17 protein-coding genes are annotated in these 20432 nt (G+C 48.3%); 10 read left to right on the forward strand and 7 right to left on the reverse strand.

Features of this window, described 5'->3' with window-relative positions; translation table 11 throughout:
* Nucleotides 1-24: 24 nt before the first annotated feature.
* Nucleotides 25-942 carry a type II secretion system protein GspC gene (gene gspC, locus GOU96_RS09450; RefSeq protein WP_000394675.1) on the reverse strand — a complete coding sequence of 306 codons (918 nt, stop codon included), beginning with the start codon at nt 940-942 and terminating at the stop codon, nt 25-27.
* Between the two features lie 229 nt (nt 943-1171).
* On the opposite strand from gspC, the gene hslR reads away from it, so the two are divergent.
* The 4 genes from hslR to GOU96_RS09470 all read left to right on the forward strand — a co-directional run bounded on the left by hslR (nt 1172) and on the right by GOU96_RS09470 (nt 6496).
* A complete protein-coding gene (gene hslR / locus GOU96_RS09455) occupies nt 1172-1549 on the forward strand; it encodes a ribosome-associated heat shock protein Hsp15 (RefSeq protein WP_000098851.1) in 378 nt (125 codons plus the stop codon).
* A gap of 33 nt (nt 1550-1582) precedes the next feature.
* Entirely contained in the window at nt 1583-2458 is an 876-nt protein-coding gene (gene hslO / locus GOU96_RS09460) for an Hsp33 family molecular chaperone HslO (RefSeq protein WP_001911276.1), read from the forward strand.
* Between the two features lie 336 nt (nt 2459-2794).
* On the forward strand, nt 2795-4423 hold the full coding sequence (pckA, locus tag GOU96_RS09465; RefSeq protein WP_000217612.1) for a phosphoenolpyruvate carboxykinase (ATP): 1629 nt from the start codon (nt 2795-2797) through the stop codon (nt 4421-4423).
* A 186-nt stretch (nt 4424-4609) separates the two neighbouring features.
* Nucleotides 4610-6496: an AsmA family protein gene (locus tag GOU96_RS09470; RefSeq protein WP_174500080.1), complete on the forward strand. Its 1887-nt coding sequence runs from the start codon at nt 4610-4612 to the stop codon at nt 6494-6496.
* Between the two features lie 41 nt (nt 6497-6537).
* Here the strand turns inward: GOU96_RS09470 and GOU96_RS09475 are convergent, their stop codons facing one another.
* The 6 genes from GOU96_RS09475 to GOU96_RS09500 form a co-directional block, all read right to left on the reverse strand.
* The gene (locus GOU96_RS09475; RefSeq protein WP_000475471.1) at nt 6538-7464 is read right to left on the reverse strand and encodes a bifunctional GNAT family N-acetyltransferase/hotdog fold thioesterase; all 927 of its coding nucleotides are present in this window, start codon (nt 7462-7464) and stop codon (nt 6538-6540) included.
* Between the two features lie 72 nt (nt 7465-7536).
* On the reverse strand, nt 7537-7971 hold the full coding sequence (dtd, locus tag GOU96_RS09480; RefSeq protein ID WP_000560961.1) for a D-aminoacyl-tRNA deacylase: 435 nt from the start codon (nt 7969-7971) through the stop codon (nt 7537-7539).
* Entirely contained in the window at nt 7943-8872 is a 930-nt protein-coding gene (locus GOU96_RS09485) for a virulence factor BrkB family protein (protein WP_000778670.1), read from the reverse strand. The genes dtd and GOU96_RS09485 overlap by 29 nt, the downstream gene beginning before the upstream one ends.
* Before the next feature lie 26 nt (nt 8873-8898).
* Nucleotides 8899-9429 (reverse strand): AAA family ATPase, encoded by a 531-nt coding sequence (locus GOU96_RS09490; RefSeq protein ID WP_001958980.1) that lies wholly within the window; start codon nt 9427-9429, stop codon nt 8899-8901.
* Between the two features lie 106 nt (nt 9430-9535).
* On the reverse strand, nt 9536-11365 hold the full coding sequence (gene typA / locus GOU96_RS09495; RefSeq protein WP_000211151.1) for a translational GTPase TypA: 1830 nt from the start codon (nt 11363-11365) through the stop codon (nt 9536-9538).
* Nucleotides 11366-11383: 18 nt separating this feature from the next.
* Nucleotides 11384-11707: a hypothetical protein gene (locus tag GOU96_RS09500; RefSeq protein WP_000244707.1), complete on the reverse strand. Its 324-nt coding sequence runs from the start codon at nt 11705-11707 to the stop codon at nt 11384-11386.
* A gap of 144 nt (nt 11708-11851) precedes the next feature.
* On the opposite strand from GOU96_RS09500, the gene glnA reads away from it, so the two are divergent.
* The 6 genes from glnA (at nt 11852) to add (ending at nt 20322) form a co-directional block, all read left to right on the forward strand.
* Nucleotides 11852-13261, forward strand: a complete 1410-nt coding sequence (gene glnA / locus GOU96_RS09505) for a glutamate--ammonia ligase (RefSeq protein ID WP_000110151.1) — start codon at nt 11852-11854, stop codon at nt 13259-13261.
* 177 nt (nt 13262-13438) lie between these two features.
* The gene (locus GOU96_RS09510) at nt 13439-14029 is read left to right on the forward strand and encodes a DUF4124 domain-containing protein (protein ID WP_076008503.1); all 591 of its coding nucleotides are present in this window, start codon (nt 13439-13441) and stop codon (nt 14027-14029) included.
* A gap of 138 nt (nt 14030-14167) precedes the next feature.
* The gene (glnL, locus tag GOU96_RS09515; RefSeq protein ID WP_001935745.1) at nt 14168-15226 is read left to right on the forward strand and encodes a nitrogen regulation protein NR(II); all 1059 of its coding nucleotides are present in this window, start codon (nt 14168-14170) and stop codon (nt 15224-15226) included.
* A gap of 9 nt (nt 15227-15235) precedes the next feature.
* Nucleotides 15236-16636 (forward strand): nitrogen regulation protein NR(I), encoded by a 1401-nt coding sequence (gene glnG / locus GOU96_RS09520; protein WP_267781597.1) that lies wholly within the window; start codon nt 15236-15238, stop codon nt 16634-16636.
* Between the two features lie 58 nt (nt 16637-16694).
* Nucleotides 16695-19226, forward strand: a complete 2532-nt coding sequence (locus tag GOU96_RS09525) for an EAL domain-containing protein (RefSeq protein WP_258503364.1) — start codon at nt 16695-16697, stop codon at nt 19224-19226.
* Nucleotides 19227-19317: 91 nt separating this feature from the next.
* Nucleotides 19318-20322 (forward strand): adenosine deaminase, encoded by a 1005-nt coding sequence (gene add, locus GOU96_RS09530; protein ID WP_258503361.1) that lies wholly within the window; start codon nt 19318-19320, stop codon nt 20320-20322.
* The last annotated feature ends 110 nt before the right edge of the window (nt 20323-20432 follow it).

The following is a 20432-nucleotide window of genomic DNA, read 5'->3' on the forward strand; positions in this document are numbered from 1 at the left end:
AAGGCGTCGTTACTCGCCTTAGCGTTAAAATTGAATATATACATCATGTTGTTGACCATCACGCTCAACGGTCAGACTCATTTCAGTCATCTCATTCATCGACTGAAATAGCGTGTTCATTACATTAGGATCGGTCAGATCTAGGCCATTCAGTGCCACGGCCATATCGCCATCTTGTAAACCTATTGATTCAAACAGTGCCGGATCTTTCCCAGGACTGACGCGATAGCCGAGTACTTTGTCATCGCGTTTTACCTGAGATAGGCGCACATATTGAAAAATTTCCTGCGGATTTCGTGCGATTGCTTCACGAATTGCATCCACTTTATCCTCAAACTGCGGCACAGCATTAGGTTGATTGGGTCGTGGACGCGGCGGGTTGGATACCGAAGCCGTCGCAGGCGCGGTGTAGTCTAACCCTTCAAGCATCAAGGTTTCATCACGCCCGGAGTTGCTGATGATGACCCGATCCGGCATCACGGCTTTTAGCTTGGCCTGAGTCCCTTCAATCACTTCATTAATGCCATACGTCGCTTGCACACCACGATTGGCGATAACAGCCAAACTTTTTTGCGCATCATTACTCGCCACCACACCAGACAGCACAAGGCTCAAGCGCGTTTTCGGAGCATCCACCACCACAGGTTGCTCCACAACCGGAGCTTCTTTCGGCTCAGTAAACACACCAAACAGCTCACCTTTTTGCAATACGCTGATATCGAGTGGCTGACGTTCGGCCTTAAGCCCTGATAACGTGGGGCTCCAAGTCGGCACTGGTGTTTGTTCAGCCGAGACGACCCACACCATCTTGCCCAGCGTCCACGCCGAAGCAACTAATAACAGTAGCGTTAATCCTTCGCTGATCGGCTTTTGCCACCGCAGCGTATTCTGGCTCAATAAACGCGGCCACGCTGCCAACGGAGGAAGTTGTTTAAATTCCATAAATTTCCACGTTATTCCTTTCTGTACTTTTTACGCTTCAAGTTGCGCAAATCTGTTTGTACAGATGTTTTTCAATACTTTATGCAGGCATCGCAATATAACACAAGCATAGTGGAGCGAAGTGTCTCAAACGTTAAATTGTCGACTTGCTTGAAAAACAGCCCTGCAAACACCATTGTTAAGCATGAATAATAGTCAAATGTAATAAGCTTAGAGAGGCAATGTGGCAATGAGTTCCAGCGCAGAAGAGGTGAGACTGGATAAATGGCTGTGGGCAGCCAGATTTTACAAAACACGCTCGCTCGCGCGAAATATGGTCGAAGGGGGCAAAGTCCACTATAATGGCCAGCGCGCCAAACCGAGCAAATCGGTTGAAATTGGAGCACAAATCACATTGCGTCAAGGTCATGATGAGAAAACGGTCATTATCGAAAAGATCTCAGACCAACGCCGTGGGGCACCTGAAGCACAACAGCTCTATCGCGAAACGGCCGAAAGCATCACCAAACGTGAACGCAATGCCATGATGCGCCAACTCAACCCGAGTCCGGATCGACGTCCTGACAAGAAACAGCGCCGAGATCTACTCAAATTCATCCATCAGTAAATAGCCGGATTATTCCTTATGACGACACAATCAATGGCGAACAACATGCTACATCGCTATCTATTTAAAGACCTTTCTGTACGTGGTGAGTTGGTTCAACTGGACGACACTTACCAACAGATGATTTCCAGTCAGGAATACCCTGCCGCCGTACAACACCTCATCGGTGAACTACTGGTCGCCACCTCACTGCTCACAGCGACGCTGAAGTTTGAAGGCTCAATCACCCTGCAACTGCAAGGTAATGGACCAGTCTCTCTCGTGGTCATCAACGGCGATAACAACCAACAAGTGCGTGGCGTGGCTCGCTGGAAAGGCGATATTGCGGATGATGCAAGCCTACATGACATGCTTGGCAAAGGTCATCTGGTCATCACCATTGAACCTAAGCAAGGCGAGCGCTATCAAGGTGTGGTCGGTTTGGAAGGCGACACCTTAGCACAAGTGCTGGAAGGTTACTTTGAACGTTCGGAGCAGCTTAAGACCCGTTTATGGATCCGTGTTGGCAAACACGATGGGAAAGCTTGTGCCGCAGGCATGCTGCTGCAAATCGTACCCGATGGTAAAGGTTCAGCTGAAGATTTCGAGCATCTAGAACAATTAACTAACACCATCAAGGATGAAGAGCTTTTTGCGCTGCCAGCAGAAGAGTTGCTGTATCGTCTTTACAACCAAGAGACAGTGCAACTGTTCACACCACAACAGATCAGCTTCCGTTGTGGCTGCTCACGTGAACGCAGTGCTGCCGCGATTGTGACCGTCGCACGTGAAGAGATTAACGATATTCTTGCTCAAGATGGTGCCGTCGCTCTGCATTGTGATTATTGCGGTACGACCTACTCGTTTGACTCAGCGCAAGTCGCTGAATTGTATGCTCCCTCATCGGCGAACGGTTCAACCTTGCATTAATTCGCTACGTTTAACAAGCACGTAAAAACCGCCCAAAAGCCAGCTTATCGCTGGCTTTTTCATGCTAAAAAATCAATAAAATCAAAGAACCTAACAACAGTACGCCGTACTTAATTTCTGTAAAGTATTAATCTTGTGCTACTGGCGCAAAGGTTTGCGCACGCGATAAAATATCGATGCCAATATATGTGACGAGTTACCTAAAACCACAGAAACTTGGTGGGCAATATTTGAGCTGCCTCCCTGTTTTATCTCTGGTCCGTTGCTAGCATGGTCTATAGATAACAATTACATAAATTCTTACAAAATCCCTACAAAATCCTACAAGGAGCACCTATGACCGTTATGGAACATACTAAGGCTGCACAAATCGACCTAGCCCAATATGGGATCACCGGCGTAACTGAACTGGTTCGTAACCCGAGCTATGAAATGTTATTTGCCGAAGAAACCCGTTCAGATCTCGAAGGTTATGAACGTGGTGTGGTGACTGAATTGGGTGCTGTTGCGGTTGATACTGGCATCTTCACTGGCCGCTCACCAAAAGATAAGTTTATCGTTAAAGATGATACCACTCGCGATACGCTGTGGTGGACGTCAGACAAAGCGAAAAACGACAACAAACCGATCAATCAAGAAGTGTGGAATGACCTGAAAGCCTTGGTGACCAAGCAGCTTTCTGGTAAACGCGTATTTGTGCTCGATGGCTACTGTGGTGCCAACGCCGATACTCGCTTAAGTGTTCGCTTCATCACCGAAGTAGCATGGCAAGCACACTTTGTGAAAAACATGTTCATTCGTCCAAGCGAAGAAGAGCTGGCACACTTTAAACCAGACTTTGTCGTAATGAACGGCGCAAAATGTACCAATGCGAAGTGGAAAGAGCACGGTCTGAACTCAGAAAACTTCACTGTGTTTAACCTGACCGAGCGCATGCAGCTCATCGGCGGTACTTGGTACGGCGGTGAGATGAAAAAAGGTATGTTCGCGATGATGAACTACTTCCTGCCGCTACAAGGCATTGCCTCTATGCACTGCTCTGCCAACATGGGTAAAGCGGGCGATGTCGCCATCTTCTTCGGTCTTTCTGGTACGGGTAAAACCACCCTATCCACCGATCCAAAACGTGCGTTAATTGGTGACGATGAGCACGGCTGGGATGATGATGGCGTGTTCAACTTTGAAGGCGGCTGCTACGCGAAAACCATCAAGCTGTCTAAAGAAGCAGAGCCGGATATCTATAACGCGATCCGCCGTGATGCTCTACTGGAAAACGTCACGGTTCGTAGTGATGGTTCGATTGATTTTGATGATGGTTCAAAAACCGAGAACACCCGTGTTTCTTACCCTATTTATCACATCGACAACATCGTAAAACCAGTTTCCAAAGGCGGTCATGCGACTAAGGTGATCTTCCTGTCTGCCGATGCGTTTGGCGTATTGCCTCCAGTTTCAAAACTGACGCCTGAGCAAACCAAGTACCACTTCTTGTCTGGCTTTACGGCTAAACTGGCGGGTACTGAGCGTGGCATTACTGAACCTACCCCAACCTTCTCCGCCTGTTTTGGCGCAGCGTTCCTCACTCTGCACCCAACTCAGTATGCAGAAGTGCTGGTAAAACGTATGGAAGCTGCGGGCGCCGAAGCCTATCTGGTTAACACAGGTTGGAACGGCAGCGGTAAGCGCATCTCAATTAAAGATACGCGCGCCATCATAGATGCGATTTTGGATGGTTCGATCGAAAAAGCGGAAACCAAACAGATCCCAATCTTTAATCTGCAAGTGCCCACCGCACTGCACGATGTGGACCCTATGATTCTCGACCCACGTGATACTTATGTTGATCCACTGCAGTGGGAAAGCAAAGCCAAAGACTTGGCAACGCGCTTCATCAACAACTTCGACAAGTACACAGATAACGCCGAAGGTAAAGCACTGGTCGCCGCGGGTCCAAAGCTCGACTAAAGGCAAATTGACCGAAAAGTGATAACTGAGTAGCAAGCCCCTCTTTCGAGGGGCTTTTTTTGTTGCTGTCTCTCATGCTTTACTCCAAGCTGAGGATGAGAATACGGTACAATTTAGCAACTCAGGCTGCCAGCCACTCCGTATCTTCTGTGCTGGCAAAATTTTGATGATGGCAACGCAGGGACTATGAGAAAAATACTGGCGATTGGTGTCGCAGGCATCGCACTACTACTGATTTTAGTCTTAGCGGGATTTGGCATTATGCATACTCGCTACTTCACGCCCTCCGCACAATGGATTGTGCAGCAGTTGTGGCCGGAAACGCTGCGCTTTGCCAAAATCGAATACCTTTATCCATTTAAACTGCGCTTGAGCGGGGTGCAAATCGCCAGCGACCCCACCATTGAATTACAGCAAATGGATTTGTGGCTGAATCCTTATGGCTTGCTTGAACAACAACTCGAAATCGATAGCGTATTAATTGATGGCGCCAACCTCGCCCACGGTTTACCCAATTTCACCTTGCCGGAATCTGTCCATCTCAACCAACTGGCGCTGCACAATATTGACTGGGCTGACCAAGGGATTATCGCGCGTGGCGTCAGCTTACAGATCAAGCAGCCAGTTTGGGACTCGCCACAACAGCCGTTACCGTACGGAAAAATTCAGCTCGCGGCCGACCAAATCACTATCGATGGTGAAGCATTTAACCAAGTGCTGGTTGATGCCAATTACCAAGCCCAAGACAGTACCGTGTACGGGTTTTCGTTCAACTGGCGCAATAGCCCCATTTCAGGACAAGCGGAACAGTATCCACAAGGCTGGTCGCTGATCAATGTGACTCTCAGTCGTCTTAACCTCAATCTCGATGAGTGGCGTCACCACTCGTTGTGGCAAACAATTGCGCCCAGTATTTATCACATCAACAGTTTAGATCTGCTCAATAGCCAACTCACTCTCAACGGTGTGGTGTGGGAGAACCTCAATCTCTCTATGGAAGACTACGATTTGCGGCACAATCTCTGGCAACAGCAGCAAGCTTACCTCTCCTTGAATGCGGATTCAGCGCAGTGGCTTGCTACGCAATGGGTCGAACCGAGTGCTGAACTGACCCTTACCCCGCAAGGCATAGAGCTTGATGGGCATAGCCAAGTTTGGCAAGGCGATGTACAGGTCAAAGGCCATATCACGGAAACGAGCCTCAACCTTGCCCAATTAACCATCACTGGGGTGAAATGGATTGCTGAACAGCCGCAAGATCTCTTACCTTTCTCCCAACCGCTCCCCGCTTGGCAAAACTTGCAAATTGAGCATTTGGATATCAATAACCTACAGATGATTCAAACCGTTAATCGGCCATTTTGGCAAGCCTCGGGGCTGAATGCCGATGGAAAAAATCTGCAATGGGTGAAAGAGAGTCAATGGGGCTTTTGGCAAGGCCAACTCTCAGTGACCGCCAACAGCGCCAGCTATGCAGGCGTTCTGAGTACACAAGGTGTGCTCAATATGCGCAGTGAGCAAGGCGTATGGCAGCTTACCCGCGCCTTTCTGCCGCTTGAGCGAGGCTATGTTGAAGCACATGCAAAATGGGACTTAACCTCGCTCAGCGCCCCGTGGCAACTCTCTCTTGATGCCGACTCTCTGCCGATAGGTCCGCTACAATCTTGGTTCAAGCTGCCGTTTGGTTTGGAAGCGCTGGCCGACATTAGCTTGACCGCGCAAGGCATAGCGGGAGATCGCACCATGCTGGCGCATTCGCTTGATGGCCAACTACAACTGAATCTGCGTCAAGGCTTACTCTCACTGCGCAGTGATAACACGCTGATCATCCAGCCTTTCGAGCTAGACGATCTCGCGGTAAGCGCTGACAGAGGACGCATAACCATCACACCAACGCCGCTTAGAGGGCCAAATTTAAACGCTCAGTTAGGGGGAAGTACCGACCTATTAGAGCCAGAGCAAGGCCAATGGCAATTGACGATCCAACAAGCGTGGGCCGATCAGTGTTTAGGGTTAAGCTGGGATTTCCAACAAGCGGAATTAGTCAGTCAAGATTGTCGCAGCGCGCCATAATGCGCTGCGAACTTGCACTGTAAGCGATGAACTCGGTGAAGCTATGACGATTTTTGCGCCACCAACGCTTTGTAGTTCGGGATCAGCATATAGGTCCCGATAAACTCAATCGCTTCAACCTCTCCGCTGGAGATGATAACCCGTACGACAATACGTGCTTTGCGCCCTGACTCTAAGCGATCTAAATCGCCACTGATCCCATCAAGCGACGTCGATGCCACCGGATTTTGCACTACAGGGTGGCGATAACGAATATGACTATCCACCAACACAATATCCCCCTGCAGATCGCGCTCGCGCATTAATAGCCACGCCATTCCCCAACCAGTCAAGGTTGCGAGAGTAAACGCTGAGCCAGCAAATAAAGTGTTATGTGGGTTGAGATTCGGATTAAGCTGCGCGCAGCACTGGAATTGGTAGCCCGTGTATTGCTGGATCTTGATCCCCATCTTATCGCTGATCGGAATATGCTTGCCCCAGCGATCTTGCAGTTCCGTACACCACTCCGGCTTACGCAGCACATTGGCCATCGGGTCGAGGGTTTTCACCATTTGTTGATGGCGCACCGGGCCACGTTCATCGGTTAATTCCCCCCGACGCTCAAAACCATTTTTAGCATAAAACGGAATCGCATCTTCACGGGCATTACACACTAAACGCTTGGCGCCTTCTTGGCGCGCTAAGGACTCCAAAGCGACCAAAATCAAAGACCCCATACCTTTAGAGCGGCGATTGGCTTTCACCGCCATATAGCGAATCTGTCCTTCACAATCGGGGGTAATGTAGAGACGACCAATCGCCATCGGATAGCCACGGCTGTCGACAATCATCCGGTGGTGACTCATCGAATCGTATTCATCACGCTCAGAACCGATCGGCATCCGCCACGGCTCGCGCAACATTTGCCAACGAAAATGGAAGTACTTATTGAGCTGATTATCCGTGGTCGGCGTAATAAGTTTGAACATACTCAATCCCTGAACAGGTGCCTTGCCTTACGCAAGACACGCTTGGTTATTCATTTGGTAACACGAGGCAAATTAAGCCTGTAGCCAAAACGTCACTGGCCCATCATTGATCAGTGACACTTTCATATCCGCCGCAAAACGGCCGCGCTCGGTTGGCAAAATCTGGGCACACAGGTCAGAGAAATAATCATATAACCGCTCAGCCTCTTGTGGGGCAGCGCCGCGCGAAAATCCAGCACGAGTCCCTTTTTTGGTGTCAGCTGGCAGCGTAAATTGCGACACCACTAACACACTGCCACCCACATCTTTCACGCTCAGATTCATCTTACCTTCGCTATCTTCAAACACTCGATAGCTGGTCACTCGCTCAACCAATCGCTTGGCTTTCGCTTCATCATCTTCACGTTCGACACCGAGTAGCACTAAAAGTCCCTTATCAATTGCGCCGACCACTTCACCATCAACCCGTACTGCGGCTTCACTTACTCGTTGGATCAGTGCTATCACTCTGTTTTTCCTCTACTTCATTCTTTGGTAATGGCGCAAAGTGTAGCATGTCTTGTGAGCCACTCCAGTGTTCACGCTCGCCCAAAGCAGCCGTCACCTCAGCACCCACCAACACAATTAACCAACATAAATACACCCAAACAAAGAGGATGGGAATCGCAGCAAGAGCGCCGTATATCAACTGATAAGAAGGAAACTGAGTAATATAAGCGGCAAAGCCTTTTTTGCTTAGCTCAAACAAGATAGCGGCAATCAAAGCCCCCAGCATTGCATGCTGCCAGTGGACTTTTTTATTCGGCACCAGCAGATATAGACCGACGAAGGCACAGTAAGAGAGCACAAACGGCAACCAGCGTAAAAACAGGTTATACACTCCTGAAAGCGCTTCGTTATCTAAAATCTTGAGCGAAGTGATATACGAAGTCGCGGCAATACTGGCTCCAACTAAAATTGGTCCCAGCGTCAGAATCATCCAGTACATGGAAAACGAAAACACCGCGCGACGCTTCTGCTGAACCCGCCAAATATAGTTCAAATTTTTATCGATATTGGAAATCAGCATGATGGCGGCAACAAACAAAAACGCGCCGCCTACGGCAGTCATCTTGCCCGTATTGGCAACAAACTCGATTAACGCGGTTTTGACCACTTCGCCCGCCGCAGGCACAAAATGGGTGATCACAAAATCTTGGATTACTTCTCCAGCGTTCGCAAAAAGAGCAAAGGAAGAGAGGATCGACAGCAAGACCGTCAACATGGGTACCATAGACAGTAAGGTGATATAAGCCAGATAGCCGGCGTTCACATTGACTCGGTCATGGTTCATCCGTGCCAGTAAGTAACGAAAAAAGTTCAGCCCCAATCGAGCCTGCTGCTTAATAAAAGAGTGAGTCAATTTCATAGCTCATCCTTGTCAGTGGGTTGCGGTTATCCTGCCACGGATAAGGCGGTTAACACAAATGCTACACGTTGCTCAATCGATGCCATTGGCACATCAATACACTGATAACCTAGCCCTGAGTAAGTCTTCACTAACCCGTGATGAATGTGCATGGCTTCTTCGAGTGAGTATGGTCGTACTTCATCTTGTTGATAAGTGATTGCGCTGGGTTGGCACATCAACACTTGTGGATGATAGCCCGAGCTCTCTGACCAATATTTGGCAGGCACCGCCAACTCTGCGCCCAATAAGTACGCACAAATATCGGGAATCGCGCGATCCAAAAACGCCATCGACGCACTTTGCGCAGACTGTTTTTGCACCAACATGGCGTCATAGCAGAGTTCGGCAAAGGCGGGCAAATCATGCCAAGGCAAAATGCCATCCTGTTTTAAGCTTTCTTGCTCAATCAATTGGCGAGGTATTTCTGGATAGGTGGCATAGCCACGCTCTGCCAGCGCATTCAACAAAGTGGTTTTTCCAGCACCCGGGCCACCAGAAATAATCACAATCGACATTCGATTCCTTTCCTCCAGAGTCAATTCTCTCGCAGTAAAAATAAAGCCCTTAACTGGCGACAGCTAAGGGCTTAGATGACTTATCTTACCAAACGAAAGTCAGTGATTACTTCGCATCACGAGAAGCACGCTTACGATCGTTTTCGGTCAGGAAGCGTTTACGGATACGAATGCTCACTGGCGTTACTTCTACCAGTTCGTCGTCATCGATGAATTCCAGAGCTTGCTCAAGAGACATAATGATTGGCGGCGTTAGAACCTGCGCATCATCAGTACCCGAAGCACGAACGTTGGTCAGTTGCTTACCTTTCAGTGGGTTTACTGTCAGGTCGTTATCACGGCTGTGAATGCCGATCACCATACCTTCGTAAACTTCAACACCGTGACCAATGAACATACGACCACGCTCTTGCAGGTTGAACAGCGCGTTCGTTAGCGCTTTACCCGTACCGTTAGAAACCAGAACACCGTTCACACGCTGACCGATTACGCCGCCTTTGTGTGGACCGTAGTGGTCAAATGAATGGTACAGCAGACCTGAGCCTGACGTCAGTGTCATGAATTCAGTTTGGAATCCGATCAAACCACGAGAAGGCATCACAAAATCCATACGGATACGGCCTTTGCCATCTGGAGACATGTCTTTCAGCTCGCCTTTACGCATGCCGATTTTCTCCATGATGCCGCCTTGGTGCTCTTCTTGCACGTCGATGGTGACCGTTTCAAACGGTTCCATCAGTTGGCCGTCTTCGTGCTTCAGAATAACTTCTGGACGAGATACTGCCAGCTCAAAGCCTTCACGACGCATGTTTTCGATCAGGATCGATAGGTGAAGTTCACCACGGCCTGAAACGCGGAATTTGTCTGGATCTTCCGTTTGTTCAACACGCAGTGCTACGTTGTGTACCAGCTCTTTTTCCAGACGCTCAAGGATGTTACGTGAAGTCACGAACTTACCTTCTTTACCCGCGAATGGAGAGGTGTTCACTTGGAAGGTCATGGTTACGGTTGGCTCATCAACGCTCAGTGGTGGCAGCGCTTCTAGAGCATTCACATCACAGATAGTGTCAGAGATTTTCAGCTCACCCAGACCAGTTACCGCAACGATATCACCAGCGGTGGCTTGGTCAGTTTCAGAACGTTGCAGGCCAAGGTAGCCCAGAACCGTACCGATCTTGCCGTTACGCTTCTTACCATCCGCACCGATAACGGTCACTTGTTGGTTTGGTTTTACTTTACCGCGTTTGATACGGCCAACACCGATAACACCTACGTAAGAGCTGTAATCGAGCTGAGAAATTTGCATTTGCAGTGGACCATCAAGGTCAACTTGTGGCGCCGCAACGTTATCCACGATCGCTTGGAACAACGGTTCCATGTTCTCGCCCGTTTCGCCTTCAACCAGAGTTGCCCAACCGTTCAGCGCTGAAGCATAGACCACTTGGAAGTCAAGCTGTTCGTCCGTCGCACCTAGGTTGTCGAATAGGTCAAACACCTGATCCATAACCCAATCAGGACGTGCGCCCGGACGGTCAATTTTGTTAATCACAACGATTGGCTTCAAACCGTGCGCAAACGCTTTTTGGGTTACGAAGCGAGTTTGTGGCATCGGGCCATCTACCGCGTCAACGATCAGCAGCACTGAGTCTACCATCGACATAATACGCTCAACTTCGCCACCGAAGTCCGCGTGTCCTGGGGTGTCTACGATGTTGATACGGTAATCATTCCAGTTGATGGCGGTGTTTTTCGCCAAAATGGTAATACCACGCTCTTTTTCAATGTCGTTCGAGTCCATGACTCGCTCTTCAACATCACCGCGAGACTCTAACGTGCCGGATTGCTGGAGCAGTTTGTCAACCAAGGTCGTCTTACCGTGGTCAACGTGCGCGATAATCGCGATGTTTCTTAATTTTTCAATTTGCGGAGTGGTCATCGGGGTTTGCTTCACTTTTCATTGAGGCTGGCTGCTTAAAGCAGTCGCCGAACATGGTTCAAAAACGGCCAATAATGTACCAGATTTTAGCGGAAAACCTAGAAATATGTGATCTGTCGCGCTGAAATCGTCGACTTTTTCTTCATTTCGCTCGCTATCTTTACTTATCTCTAATGTTTCCGGCTTAACAGCCATTGACATCCCCAGTGATTGAGCGCGAAATAGCAAACGTTTTGGTAAAACATGGTGCAGAGCAACTGCATACGCACCATGATAGTGCAACTGAGGATCTTTTTGGTGCACAAGCTCATCAAAAAGCAAACATTCCAGCACCAAAACCATGAATTATATTGGATTTATAAACATGGCACGCTTTTCGCTTTATTAATTTCAGCATCGGTTACCCATAGTACAACGCAGTAATCTTTGCCGACTTTATTTAAGACTCGAGCCCATACCGCTTATTAACACCGGAGGTTATCCAAGATGTCAGTAGAAAATGTTTTATCGCTGATCCAAGAAAACGAAGTTAAGTTTGTTGACCTACGCTTCACAGACACCAAGGGTAAAGAACAACATATCTCTATCCCTGCTCACCAAATTGATGCTGACTTCTTCGAAGACGGTAAAATGTTCGATGGTTCTTCTGTGGCTGGCTGGAAAGGTATCAACGAATCCGACATGGTGATGATGCCAGATCCATCTTCCGCTGTGCTCGACCCATTCACTGAAGATGCTACGCTGAACATTCGTTGTGACATCTTAGAACCTGCGACTATGCAAGGTTACGATCGTGACCCACGTTCTATCGCAAAACGTGCAGAAGAATATATGCGCTCTACGGGTATCGCAGACACAGTTCTTGTCGGTCCAGAGCCAGAATTCTTCCTGTTTGACGATGTGAAATTCGCCACCAACATGTCTGGTTCATTCTTCAAGATTGACGACGTAGAAGCGGCATGGAACACAGGTACTGAATACGAAGATGGTAACAAAGGTCACCGTCCAGGCGTAAAAGGTGGTTACTTCCCAGTTGCTCCTGTTGACTCATCACAAGACATCCGCTCAGCGATGTGTTTGATCATGGAAGAAATGGGTCTGGTTGTTGAAGCGCACCACCATGAAGTGGCGACTGCGGGTCAGAACGAAATCGCGACTCGCTTTAACACGCTCACCACGAAAGCAGACGAGATCCAAATCTACAAGTACGTTGTACACAACGTTGCGCACGCTTTTGGTAAAACAGCCACCTTTATGCCTAAGCCACTGGTTGGCGATAACGGCTCAGGTATGCACGTTCACCAATCTCTCGCGAAAGACGGCGTTAACCTGTTTGCGGGTGATAAGTACGGCGGCCTATCTGAAACAGCACTGTACTACATTGGTGGTATCATCAAGCACGCTCGCGCGCTGAATGCGATCACTAACCCATCCACCAACTCCTACAAGCGTCTGGTTCCTCACTATGAAGCACCAGTAATGCTGGCTTACTCTGCGCGTAACCGTTCGGCATCTATCCGTATCCCAGTGGTACCAAGCCCGAAAGCACGTCGTATTGAAGTTCGCTTCCCAGATCCAGCAGCTAACCCATACTTGGCGTTTGCAGCTATGCTGATGGCGGGTCTTGACGGTATCAAGAACAAGATCCACCCAGGAGAAGCGATGGACAAAGATCTGTATGACCTACCAGCAGAAGAAGCGGCAGAGATTCCAAAAGTAGCGGAATCACTGCAACAAGCTCTGCAGTATCTGGATGCAGACCGTGAGTTCCTCACTGCCGGTGGCGTGTTCTCAGATGACTTCATTGATTCTTACATCGCACTGAAGACCAAAGATGTTGAGCGCGTGAACGTTGCTGTTCATCCACTTGAGTTTGAACTGTACTACTCTGTGTAATTCTCAGTCTGTGTAAAAAATGACTTAGGTTACATCAATATTAAGGCTCGCCTCGCAGGCGGGCCTTTTGCATATTCAGTCCTTTGAGTATTCGTTTTAACATGCCGCTTACAACGTTAACCATGAGCATAAGCTCATGATCCATAAAGTGAATCATTAAGGTCATTGGGGTGATATATGTCATCGTCTCGTCTGCTATGGCTACTCATTAGTGTGCTTTGGGTACCTCAGCTCGCCGCACAAAACGTCTACACTTGGGTCGATGAAAAAGGGGTTCTGCACTTTAGTGACACGCCACAAAGTGACAAAGCAAAATCCATCCAGTTACCGGATTATGAAGCGCAAGCCCCTGCGCCAAGTTTCGACTCAACGGAGCCGGTCACAACAGAAACGGAGGATGAAACAGGGCGTAGCAATGTTACCGCCTCTGAAACAGAGCTAACCGATTCGACAGCATCTCCCGCACCTCAAACTCGGGAGCCGCTAAAAATCAGTTTAATCTCACCTAAGCATGACGATACGGTACGCAATAATAGCGGTAATCTCTTCATTCGCTCTGAGCTCAATCGAAAACTTTCAATCGGTGAGCAATTGCAATTGATGATGGATGGCCGCCCCTATGGTGCCCCCACCACCCAATCAGTTTGGGAATTAAAAAATGTCGATCGCGGCACTCACACCTTTACCATTCAAGCGATTGAAAGCGGCAAGATTATTGCATCTTCCTCGATTATCACGGTGCATTTGCATCGAGCTACAGTGAAATAACCGCAAGATGTGACTATTAGCTCGATTGCCTAAGGGATTGCTCTTTTGGTTTGCACTCCCTTGCGCCATACTTGTTGGGCGATGCACCAATTTTGTGCATCGCCCAACAAGCCTAAAGTTCATCGAGCGAGAATGAGTGTGAGTGCAGAATTAAGCCAAACCATCATTAATAATCAGGTCACATCAGTGCTCATTTTGGATGAGTCACTGATGATTCGCTACGCCAACCCTGCCGCTGAACAGCTGTTTTCACAAAGTGCTAAACGCTTGATGCATCAAAGCTTAAATCATTTAGTGCAACACTCCTCTCTCGATTTACAACTGCTCACGCAGCCACTCCAGAGCGGACAAAGCATTACTGACAGCGATGTCACCTTGGTGATCGATAGCAAACCCTTAATGCTCGAAGTCACCGTCAGCCCGATTTCGTGGCACAAAGAGCTGCTGTTACTGGCCGAAATGCGCACGATTGGTCAACAACGCCGGCTAACCCAAGAACTCAATCAACACGCTCAGCAACAAGCGGCTAAGTTATTGGTCAGAGGCTTGGCTCATGAAATCAAAAATCCTTTGGGTGGTTTAAGAGGTGCGGCCCAGCTTTTAGAGCGTATGCTTCCCGATCCTGCCCTGATGGAATATACCCAAATCATCATCGAACAGGCAGATCGCTTGCGAGGATTGGTTGATCGCTTACTCGGCCCGCAACGGCCGGGTGAGAAAAAATGGGAAAACCTTCACCTGATTTTGGAGAAGGTGCGTCAGTTGGTCGAGCTAGAAGCGGGCGCGAATTTGGTCTTTGAGCGCGATTATGACCCGAGTCTGCCGAATATTTTGATGGACACTGATCAAATCGAACAAGCCTTACTGAACATTGTCAGTAATGCGGCGCAAATTTTGGCTAACCAAACGCACGGCGTGATCACCTTACGCACCAGAACAGTGCATCAAGCCAATATCCATGGTCAACGTCATAAGCTCGTCGCCAGCATCGAGATTATCGATAACGGCCCCGGCATCCCTCCTGAGCTGCAAGATACGCTGTTTTATCCCATGGTGAGTGGCCGCGAAGGAGGCACAGGCTTGGGGTTATCCATTTCACAAAACCTGATCGATCAACATCAGGGAAAAATAGAGGTGCAAAGCTGGCCAGGACGCACCGTGTTTACCATTTATTTGCCAATTTTGAATTGCTGTTAAGGATTGTCTATGAGTAGAGGATACGTCTGGGTTGTCGATGATGATAGTTCCATTCGCTGGGTAATGGAGAAAACGCTCTCTTCAGCCCATATAAAATGCGAAACCTTCGCAGATGCGGAAAGCGTACTGCTGGCACTGGAGCGTGAAACCCCCGACGTTCTCGTCTCAGACATTCGCATGCCAGGGATGGATGGCATTGCTCTGCTCAATCAAGTGCACCAACGCACCCCTGAACTTCCGGTGATCATTATGACCGCGCATTCGGATCTGGATGCCGCCGTCAATGCCTACCAACAAGGTGCCTTTGAGTATCTTCCCAAGCCTTTTGATGTCGATGAAACCCTCACCTTAGTCGAACGCGCCATCGCTCATGGTCAAGAGCAGCGCAAGACATCTCATCGTCCCAGTGAAAAATATTCCGCCCCTGAAATCATTGGCGAAGCGCCGGCTATGCAAGAAGTGTTTCGCGCGATTGGTCGCTTATCACGCTCTTCGATTTCGGTATTGATCAACGGTGAATCGGGAACCGGTAAAGAATTGGTCGCTCATGCTCTGCATCGACACAGCCCTCGTGCCCAAAAGCCGTTTATTGCCCTCAACATGGCGGCAATTCCCAAAGATCTCATCGAATCTGAACTGTTTGGCCATGAAAAAGGCGCATTTACTGGTGCCAATACCGTGCGCCAAGGTCGCTTCGAACAAGCCAATGGCGGCACTTTATTTCTTGATGAAATTGGCGATATGCCGCTCGATATTCAAACTCGGTTATTGCGCGTGTTGGCGGATGGTCAGTTTTATCGCGTTGGCGGTCATGTCGCGATAAAAGTCGATGTGCGAATCGTCGCAGCCACTCACCAAAATCTTGAAAAACTGGTTCATCAAGGCAAATTTCGTGAAGACTTATTCCATCGTCTGAACGTTATTCGCATCCATATCCCGTCACTGCGTGAACGTCGACAAGATATTGAAAAGCTCACTAAGCACTTTTTAGCGCTGGCAGCCAAAGAGCTCGGAGTGGAGATGAAAACGCTCAACCCGCGCACCGTGGATATTCTGACCAAACTCGATTGGCCGGGTAACGTGCGCCAACTCGAAAACATGTGTCGCTGGCTCACGGTGATGGCAAGTGGAAGTGAAGTGCTGCCAAGTGATCTTCCTTCCGAATTATTATCAGAAAGGAAAGCCAGCCATTTTGATAATGATATAAGTTGGCAGAAACAGTTAGAAACATGGGCAAAATCTGCACTGGCCTCTGGTGAAACCGAGTTGCTTGCCTACGCACTCCCAGAATTTGAACGTATACTTTTAGAAGCGGCACTTCACCACACCAATGGACATAAACAAGAAGCCGCCAAAGTATTGGGCTGGGGACGGAATACGCTAACACGTAAACTCAAAGAGTTATATTAAGTGTCAGCTTAACGGCCTACCCAACTTTATTGCACAGGAAGTGAGATTAGAGAAGGGTATGCCTTTAAAACGCCAAATTCGCTTAAAAACCGCCATCATACTGCCGTTTGTCTTGACCTTTCTGTTCATGATTTTGGCAATGGCGGCGGTGCAAACCTATCGTTATGAGCAAACGGTAAAAGAGCTCAGCTCTAAGAAGTTATCTTATCTGACTGATAGCATCTCACAACGCTTGTCGGACTTTCTTAATCGCCCTTTTTTTGCCAATCAGATGATTGCCTACAACGTGGGCTTTCACCATCTTTATCAGCTCAATGACGTAAGTCGAATTGAAGACTTCATTCGTGCGGCAGCCAATCCCATAGGTAACAATATCCAGCAAATCGACGTGGTCGGTTTTGGTGGAGTGAATGGTGAATATGTAGGACTGCGTCGAGATGCACCAGAGCAATACAGCCTAATGCTCAAAGATGCACGCACTGACGATAAACTAGTTATTTATCAAACTGCGACAAAGAATGATCAATTGCGTACGGTGATTGATAACTACGATCCTCGCGTGCGGCCTTGGTTTGCCCCCGTCGCGCAGAAGCCATCGCCACAATGGTCTTCGGTTTATACCAATATGGATGAGAAGCAAGAGATCACTCTCTCCGCACTCAGCCCGGTTTTTCAGGATAAAACCTTTATTGGCGTCATGGTTTCTGATGTCAAACTCAATACGTTCAACCAGTTTCTCTCCGAACTCAAACAACGTATGAATGCTGACGTTTATGTGATGGACAAACAACACCGCCTGATTGCCCATTCCGGTGAGGGTAGCGTGGTTTCTTGGGGGACACCGTTAAGCCCGAAAGGTGAAAGGCTGTTCGCCAGCGAGAATCGTAACCCCATCATTCGTAGCAGCGCCGAACAACTTGATCTGCAAGGCCTAAATGTGGGTACTTTTACTACCTACGTCAATCAACAGCGCTATTTCAATCAAGCCTCAGCCTTTACCGATCAATATGGCCTCACTTGGTATATCAGTGTTTCCATCGCGGAAGGGGATCTCCTAGGCAGCTTACCTGAAAATCAAAAAACCAGTTGGGCGATAGGATTATTAGTGAGCTTAGTGGGTTTAGGGCTCGGCTTAATGGCATTAAACCGCGTCGCCAACCCAATCATTTCTACCGCCTCGGCAGCAAGACAACTTGCCAATGGTGACTGGACAGCCAGCATGCCTAAGCCCGGTAAAATCTATGAGACCAGTTTGCTTGTCCAAGCCTTTATTGAGATGACCAATAGCCTCAAAGCCTCATTCAAAGCGCTACGCTCACAGTTGGTCTACGATTCTCTGACCCAACTTCTTAGCCGAGAGGGGTTAGTTGAGCATTGTCATCAAATCCCGCAACTCAACGGGGGCCTTATCCTGATTGGGATTGATAAATTTCGCGATATTAACGACAGCTTAGGTCACCATCAGGCCGATCAACTGCTGGTTGCTATTGCTCAAAGACTGAAAGTAACGTTTCCCGAGCCCGCTCTGATTGCTCGGATTGGTGGCGATGAATTTGCTATCTACCTACCCGATGTGAATCAGCAAGATGATTTAAAAAGTGTGGCTACCGATATTCTCAAGCTGTTTGCCTCTCCATTTAGCATGCCAAGCGACAATATTGCTGTGAATGTGTCGATCGGAATTGTGTACCTTGAAGAACCGAATATGACCGTTTGGCTGCGTAATGGTAGCATCGCCCTCAGTAACGCAAAGGCAGAACATACGCATATCAGTTTTTACTCACCAGAGATGGCGAATGCTTCACGTAAAAGAATGCTCATGGTCACGCAGATAAAACTGGCGCTCGATAATCAAGAGTTCGTTCCCTTCTATCAGCCGATCGTCGATTTAAATAGTGGAGAAGTATTAGGCGCAGAAGCGCTTGCTCGTTGGATTTCCCCTGAATTCGGTTTGATCCCACCAATGGATTTTATTCCGATTGCAGAAGAGAGCGGATTGATCAATGCGATTGGCGAGCAGATCTTACGTCAAGCCTGTGCTGATACCGTTCGTGGTATTGCAGAAAATAAATGGCCATCGACGTTCCATATTCATGTCAATCTATCGGTTAATCAACTCTCTCATCCCGATTTTATCGCTCAGTTACACAGCGTATTAGACGAATCCGGCCTACAGCCTGCCAACCTGACACTCGAAATCACCGAATCACGTATTGTCGATAACGACCCCGTTATCTTGCACAATATGCTTGAGTTGAAAAAAGCAAGAATACACATTGCAATCGATGATTTTGGTACAGGCTATAGTTCTCTCGCCTACTTACACAAACTGCCCTTCGATTGCCTAAAAATTGATAGAGAATTTGTCTCTCAACTCAATGCATACAATATTGAAAACAGCGTGGTAGCCGCGATCGTTAACATGACTCGCGGTTTTAAAGTCGAGCTGGTCGCTGAAGGCATAGAGACTCAAGAGCAGGTGGATTTGCTGAACCAACTCGGTTGCCCACGCGGGCAAGGCTTCTTATTCAGTAAACCAATGGCTTATCAGGATTGGCCAACAGATCTTGTTAACATGAAGCAAAGTTAAACAAAATAAGTCCTTTTCTTTCTTTTGCTTAGCTGACAGCCCGTGGATTGGTTTTTATACTTAACGGCAAATACTGATAAGGACAACAATAATGATAACTTCATCACTCCCTTTAACGGATTTGCACCGTCATCTTGATGGAAATATCCGCACCCAAACTATTTTGGAATTAGGACAAAAATTTGGTGTTAAGCTACCCGCAAACACGTTAGAAACTCTTACCCCTTATGTACAAATTGTCGAAGCAGAACCCTCTCTGGTTGCCTTCTTATCCAAACTAGACTGGGGCGTAGCGGTACTAGGCGATCTTGATGCTTGCCGTCGTGTTGCCTACGAGAACGTCGAAGATGCGCTTAACGCCCGTATTGACTATGCCGAGCTACGTTTCTCTCCTTATTACATGGCCATGAAACACAGCTTACCTGTTGCAGGAGTGGTAGAAGCTGTTGTCGATGGAGTCCGCGCTGGTATACGTGATTTTGGTATTCAAGCCAACCTTATTGGCATTATGAGCCGCACCTTTGGTACCGATGCTTGCCAACAAGAGCTCGACGCCATCCTAAGCCAGAAAAATCACATTGTGGCAGTCGATCTCGCAGGTGATGAATTGGGGCAACCCGGTGACCGCTTTATCCAACATTTTAAACAAGTCAGAGATGCCGGATTGCATGTGACAGTTCACGCAGGTGAAGCGGCAGGTCCAGAAAGCATGTGGCAAGCGATCAGAGACCTGGGCGCTACAAGGATTGGTCATGGCGTCAAAGCCATCCATGATCCAAAACTTATGGACTATCTCGCCCAGCACCGGATCGGTATCGAATCATGCCTGACTTCCAACCTGCAGACGAGCACGGTGGATAGCCTAGCCACACATCCTCTTAAGCGTTTCTTAGAGCATGGTATTTTAGCCTGCATTAACACCGACGATCCTGCTGTAGAAGGGATTGAACTACCTTACGAATATGAAATCGCAGCGCCTCAAGCAGGCTTAAGCCAAGAGCAGATACGTCAAGCTCAGCTCAACGGTTTAGAGTTGGCCTTCCTCTCTGATTCAGAGAAAAAAGCGCTTCTAGCCAAAGCGGCACTACGCGGTTAATCAATCACATAGCATTATTCGAGCCGATGCAAAAGCATCGGCTTTTTATTGCTCGATGTGGCTATGCAACAAGGCGATAAACTAGAACTATTAAACAGAGAATCAGCAGT

The organism is Vibrio sp. R-1 (genome assembly GCF_035615595.1).
GTDB classification, from domain to species: domain Bacteria; phylum Pseudomonadota; class Gammaproteobacteria; order Enterobacterales; family Vibrionaceae; genus Vibrio; species Vibrio cholerae.

What these genes read in the sequence shown, in the direction of transcription:
- gspC (WP_000394675.1), bottom strand. Translation starts at nt 942, where the DNA reads ATGGAATTTAAACAACTTCCTCCGTTGGCAGCGTGGCCGCGTTTATTG.
- hslR (WP_000098851.1), top strand. Translation starts at nt 1,172, where the DNA reads ATGAGTTCCAGCGCAGAAGAGGTGAGACTGGATAAATGGCTGTGGGCA.
- hslO (WP_001911276.1), top strand. Translation starts at nt 1,583, where the DNA reads ATGGCGAACAACATGCTACATCGCTATCTATTTAAAGACCTTTCTGTA.
- pckA (WP_000217612.1), top strand. Translation starts at nt 2,795, where the DNA reads ATGACCGTTATGGAACATACTAAGGCTGCACAAATCGACCTAGCCCAA.
- GOU96_RS09470 (WP_174500080.1), top strand. Translation starts at nt 4,610, where the DNA reads ATGAGAAAAATACTGGCGATTGGTGTCGCAGGCATCGCACTACTACTG.
- GOU96_RS09475 (WP_000475471.1), bottom strand. Translation starts at nt 7,464, where the DNA reads ATGTTCAAACTTATTACGCCGACCACGGATAATCAGCTCAATAAGTAC.
- GOU96_RS09485 (WP_000778670.1), bottom strand. Translation starts at nt 8,872, where the DNA reads ATGAAATTGACTCACTCTTTTATTAAGCAGCAGGCTCGATTGGGGCTG.
- GOU96_RS09490 (WP_001958980.1), bottom strand. Translation starts at nt 9,429, where the DNA reads ATGTCGATTGTGATTATTTCTGGTGGCCCGGGTGCTGGAAAAACCACT.
- typA (WP_000211151.1), bottom strand. Translation starts at nt 11,365, where the DNA reads ATGACCACTCCGCAAATTGAAAAATTAAGAAACATCGCGATTATCGCG.
- GOU96_RS09500 (WP_000244707.1), bottom strand. Translation starts at nt 11,707, where the DNA reads ATGGTTTTGGTGCTGGAATGTTTGCTTTTTGATGAGCTTGTGCACCAA.
- glnA (WP_000110151.1), top strand. Translation starts at nt 11,852, where the DNA reads ATGTCAGTAGAAAATGTTTTATCGCTGATCCAAGAAAACGAAGTTAAG.
- GOU96_RS09510 (WP_076008503.1), top strand. Translation starts at nt 13,439, where the DNA reads ATGTCATCGTCTCGTCTGCTATGGCTACTCATTAGTGTGCTTTGGGTA.
- glnG (WP_267781597.1), top strand. Translation starts at nt 15,236, where the DNA reads ATGAGTAGAGGATACGTCTGGGTTGTCGATGATGATAGTTCCATTCGC.
- GOU96_RS09525 (WP_258503364.1), top strand. Translation starts at nt 16,695, where the DNA reads ATGCCTTTAAAACGCCAAATTCGCTTAAAAACCGCCATCATACTGCCG.
- add (WP_258503361.1), top strand. Translation starts at nt 19,318, where the DNA reads ATGATAACTTCATCACTCCCTTTAACGGATTTGCACCGTCATCTTGAT.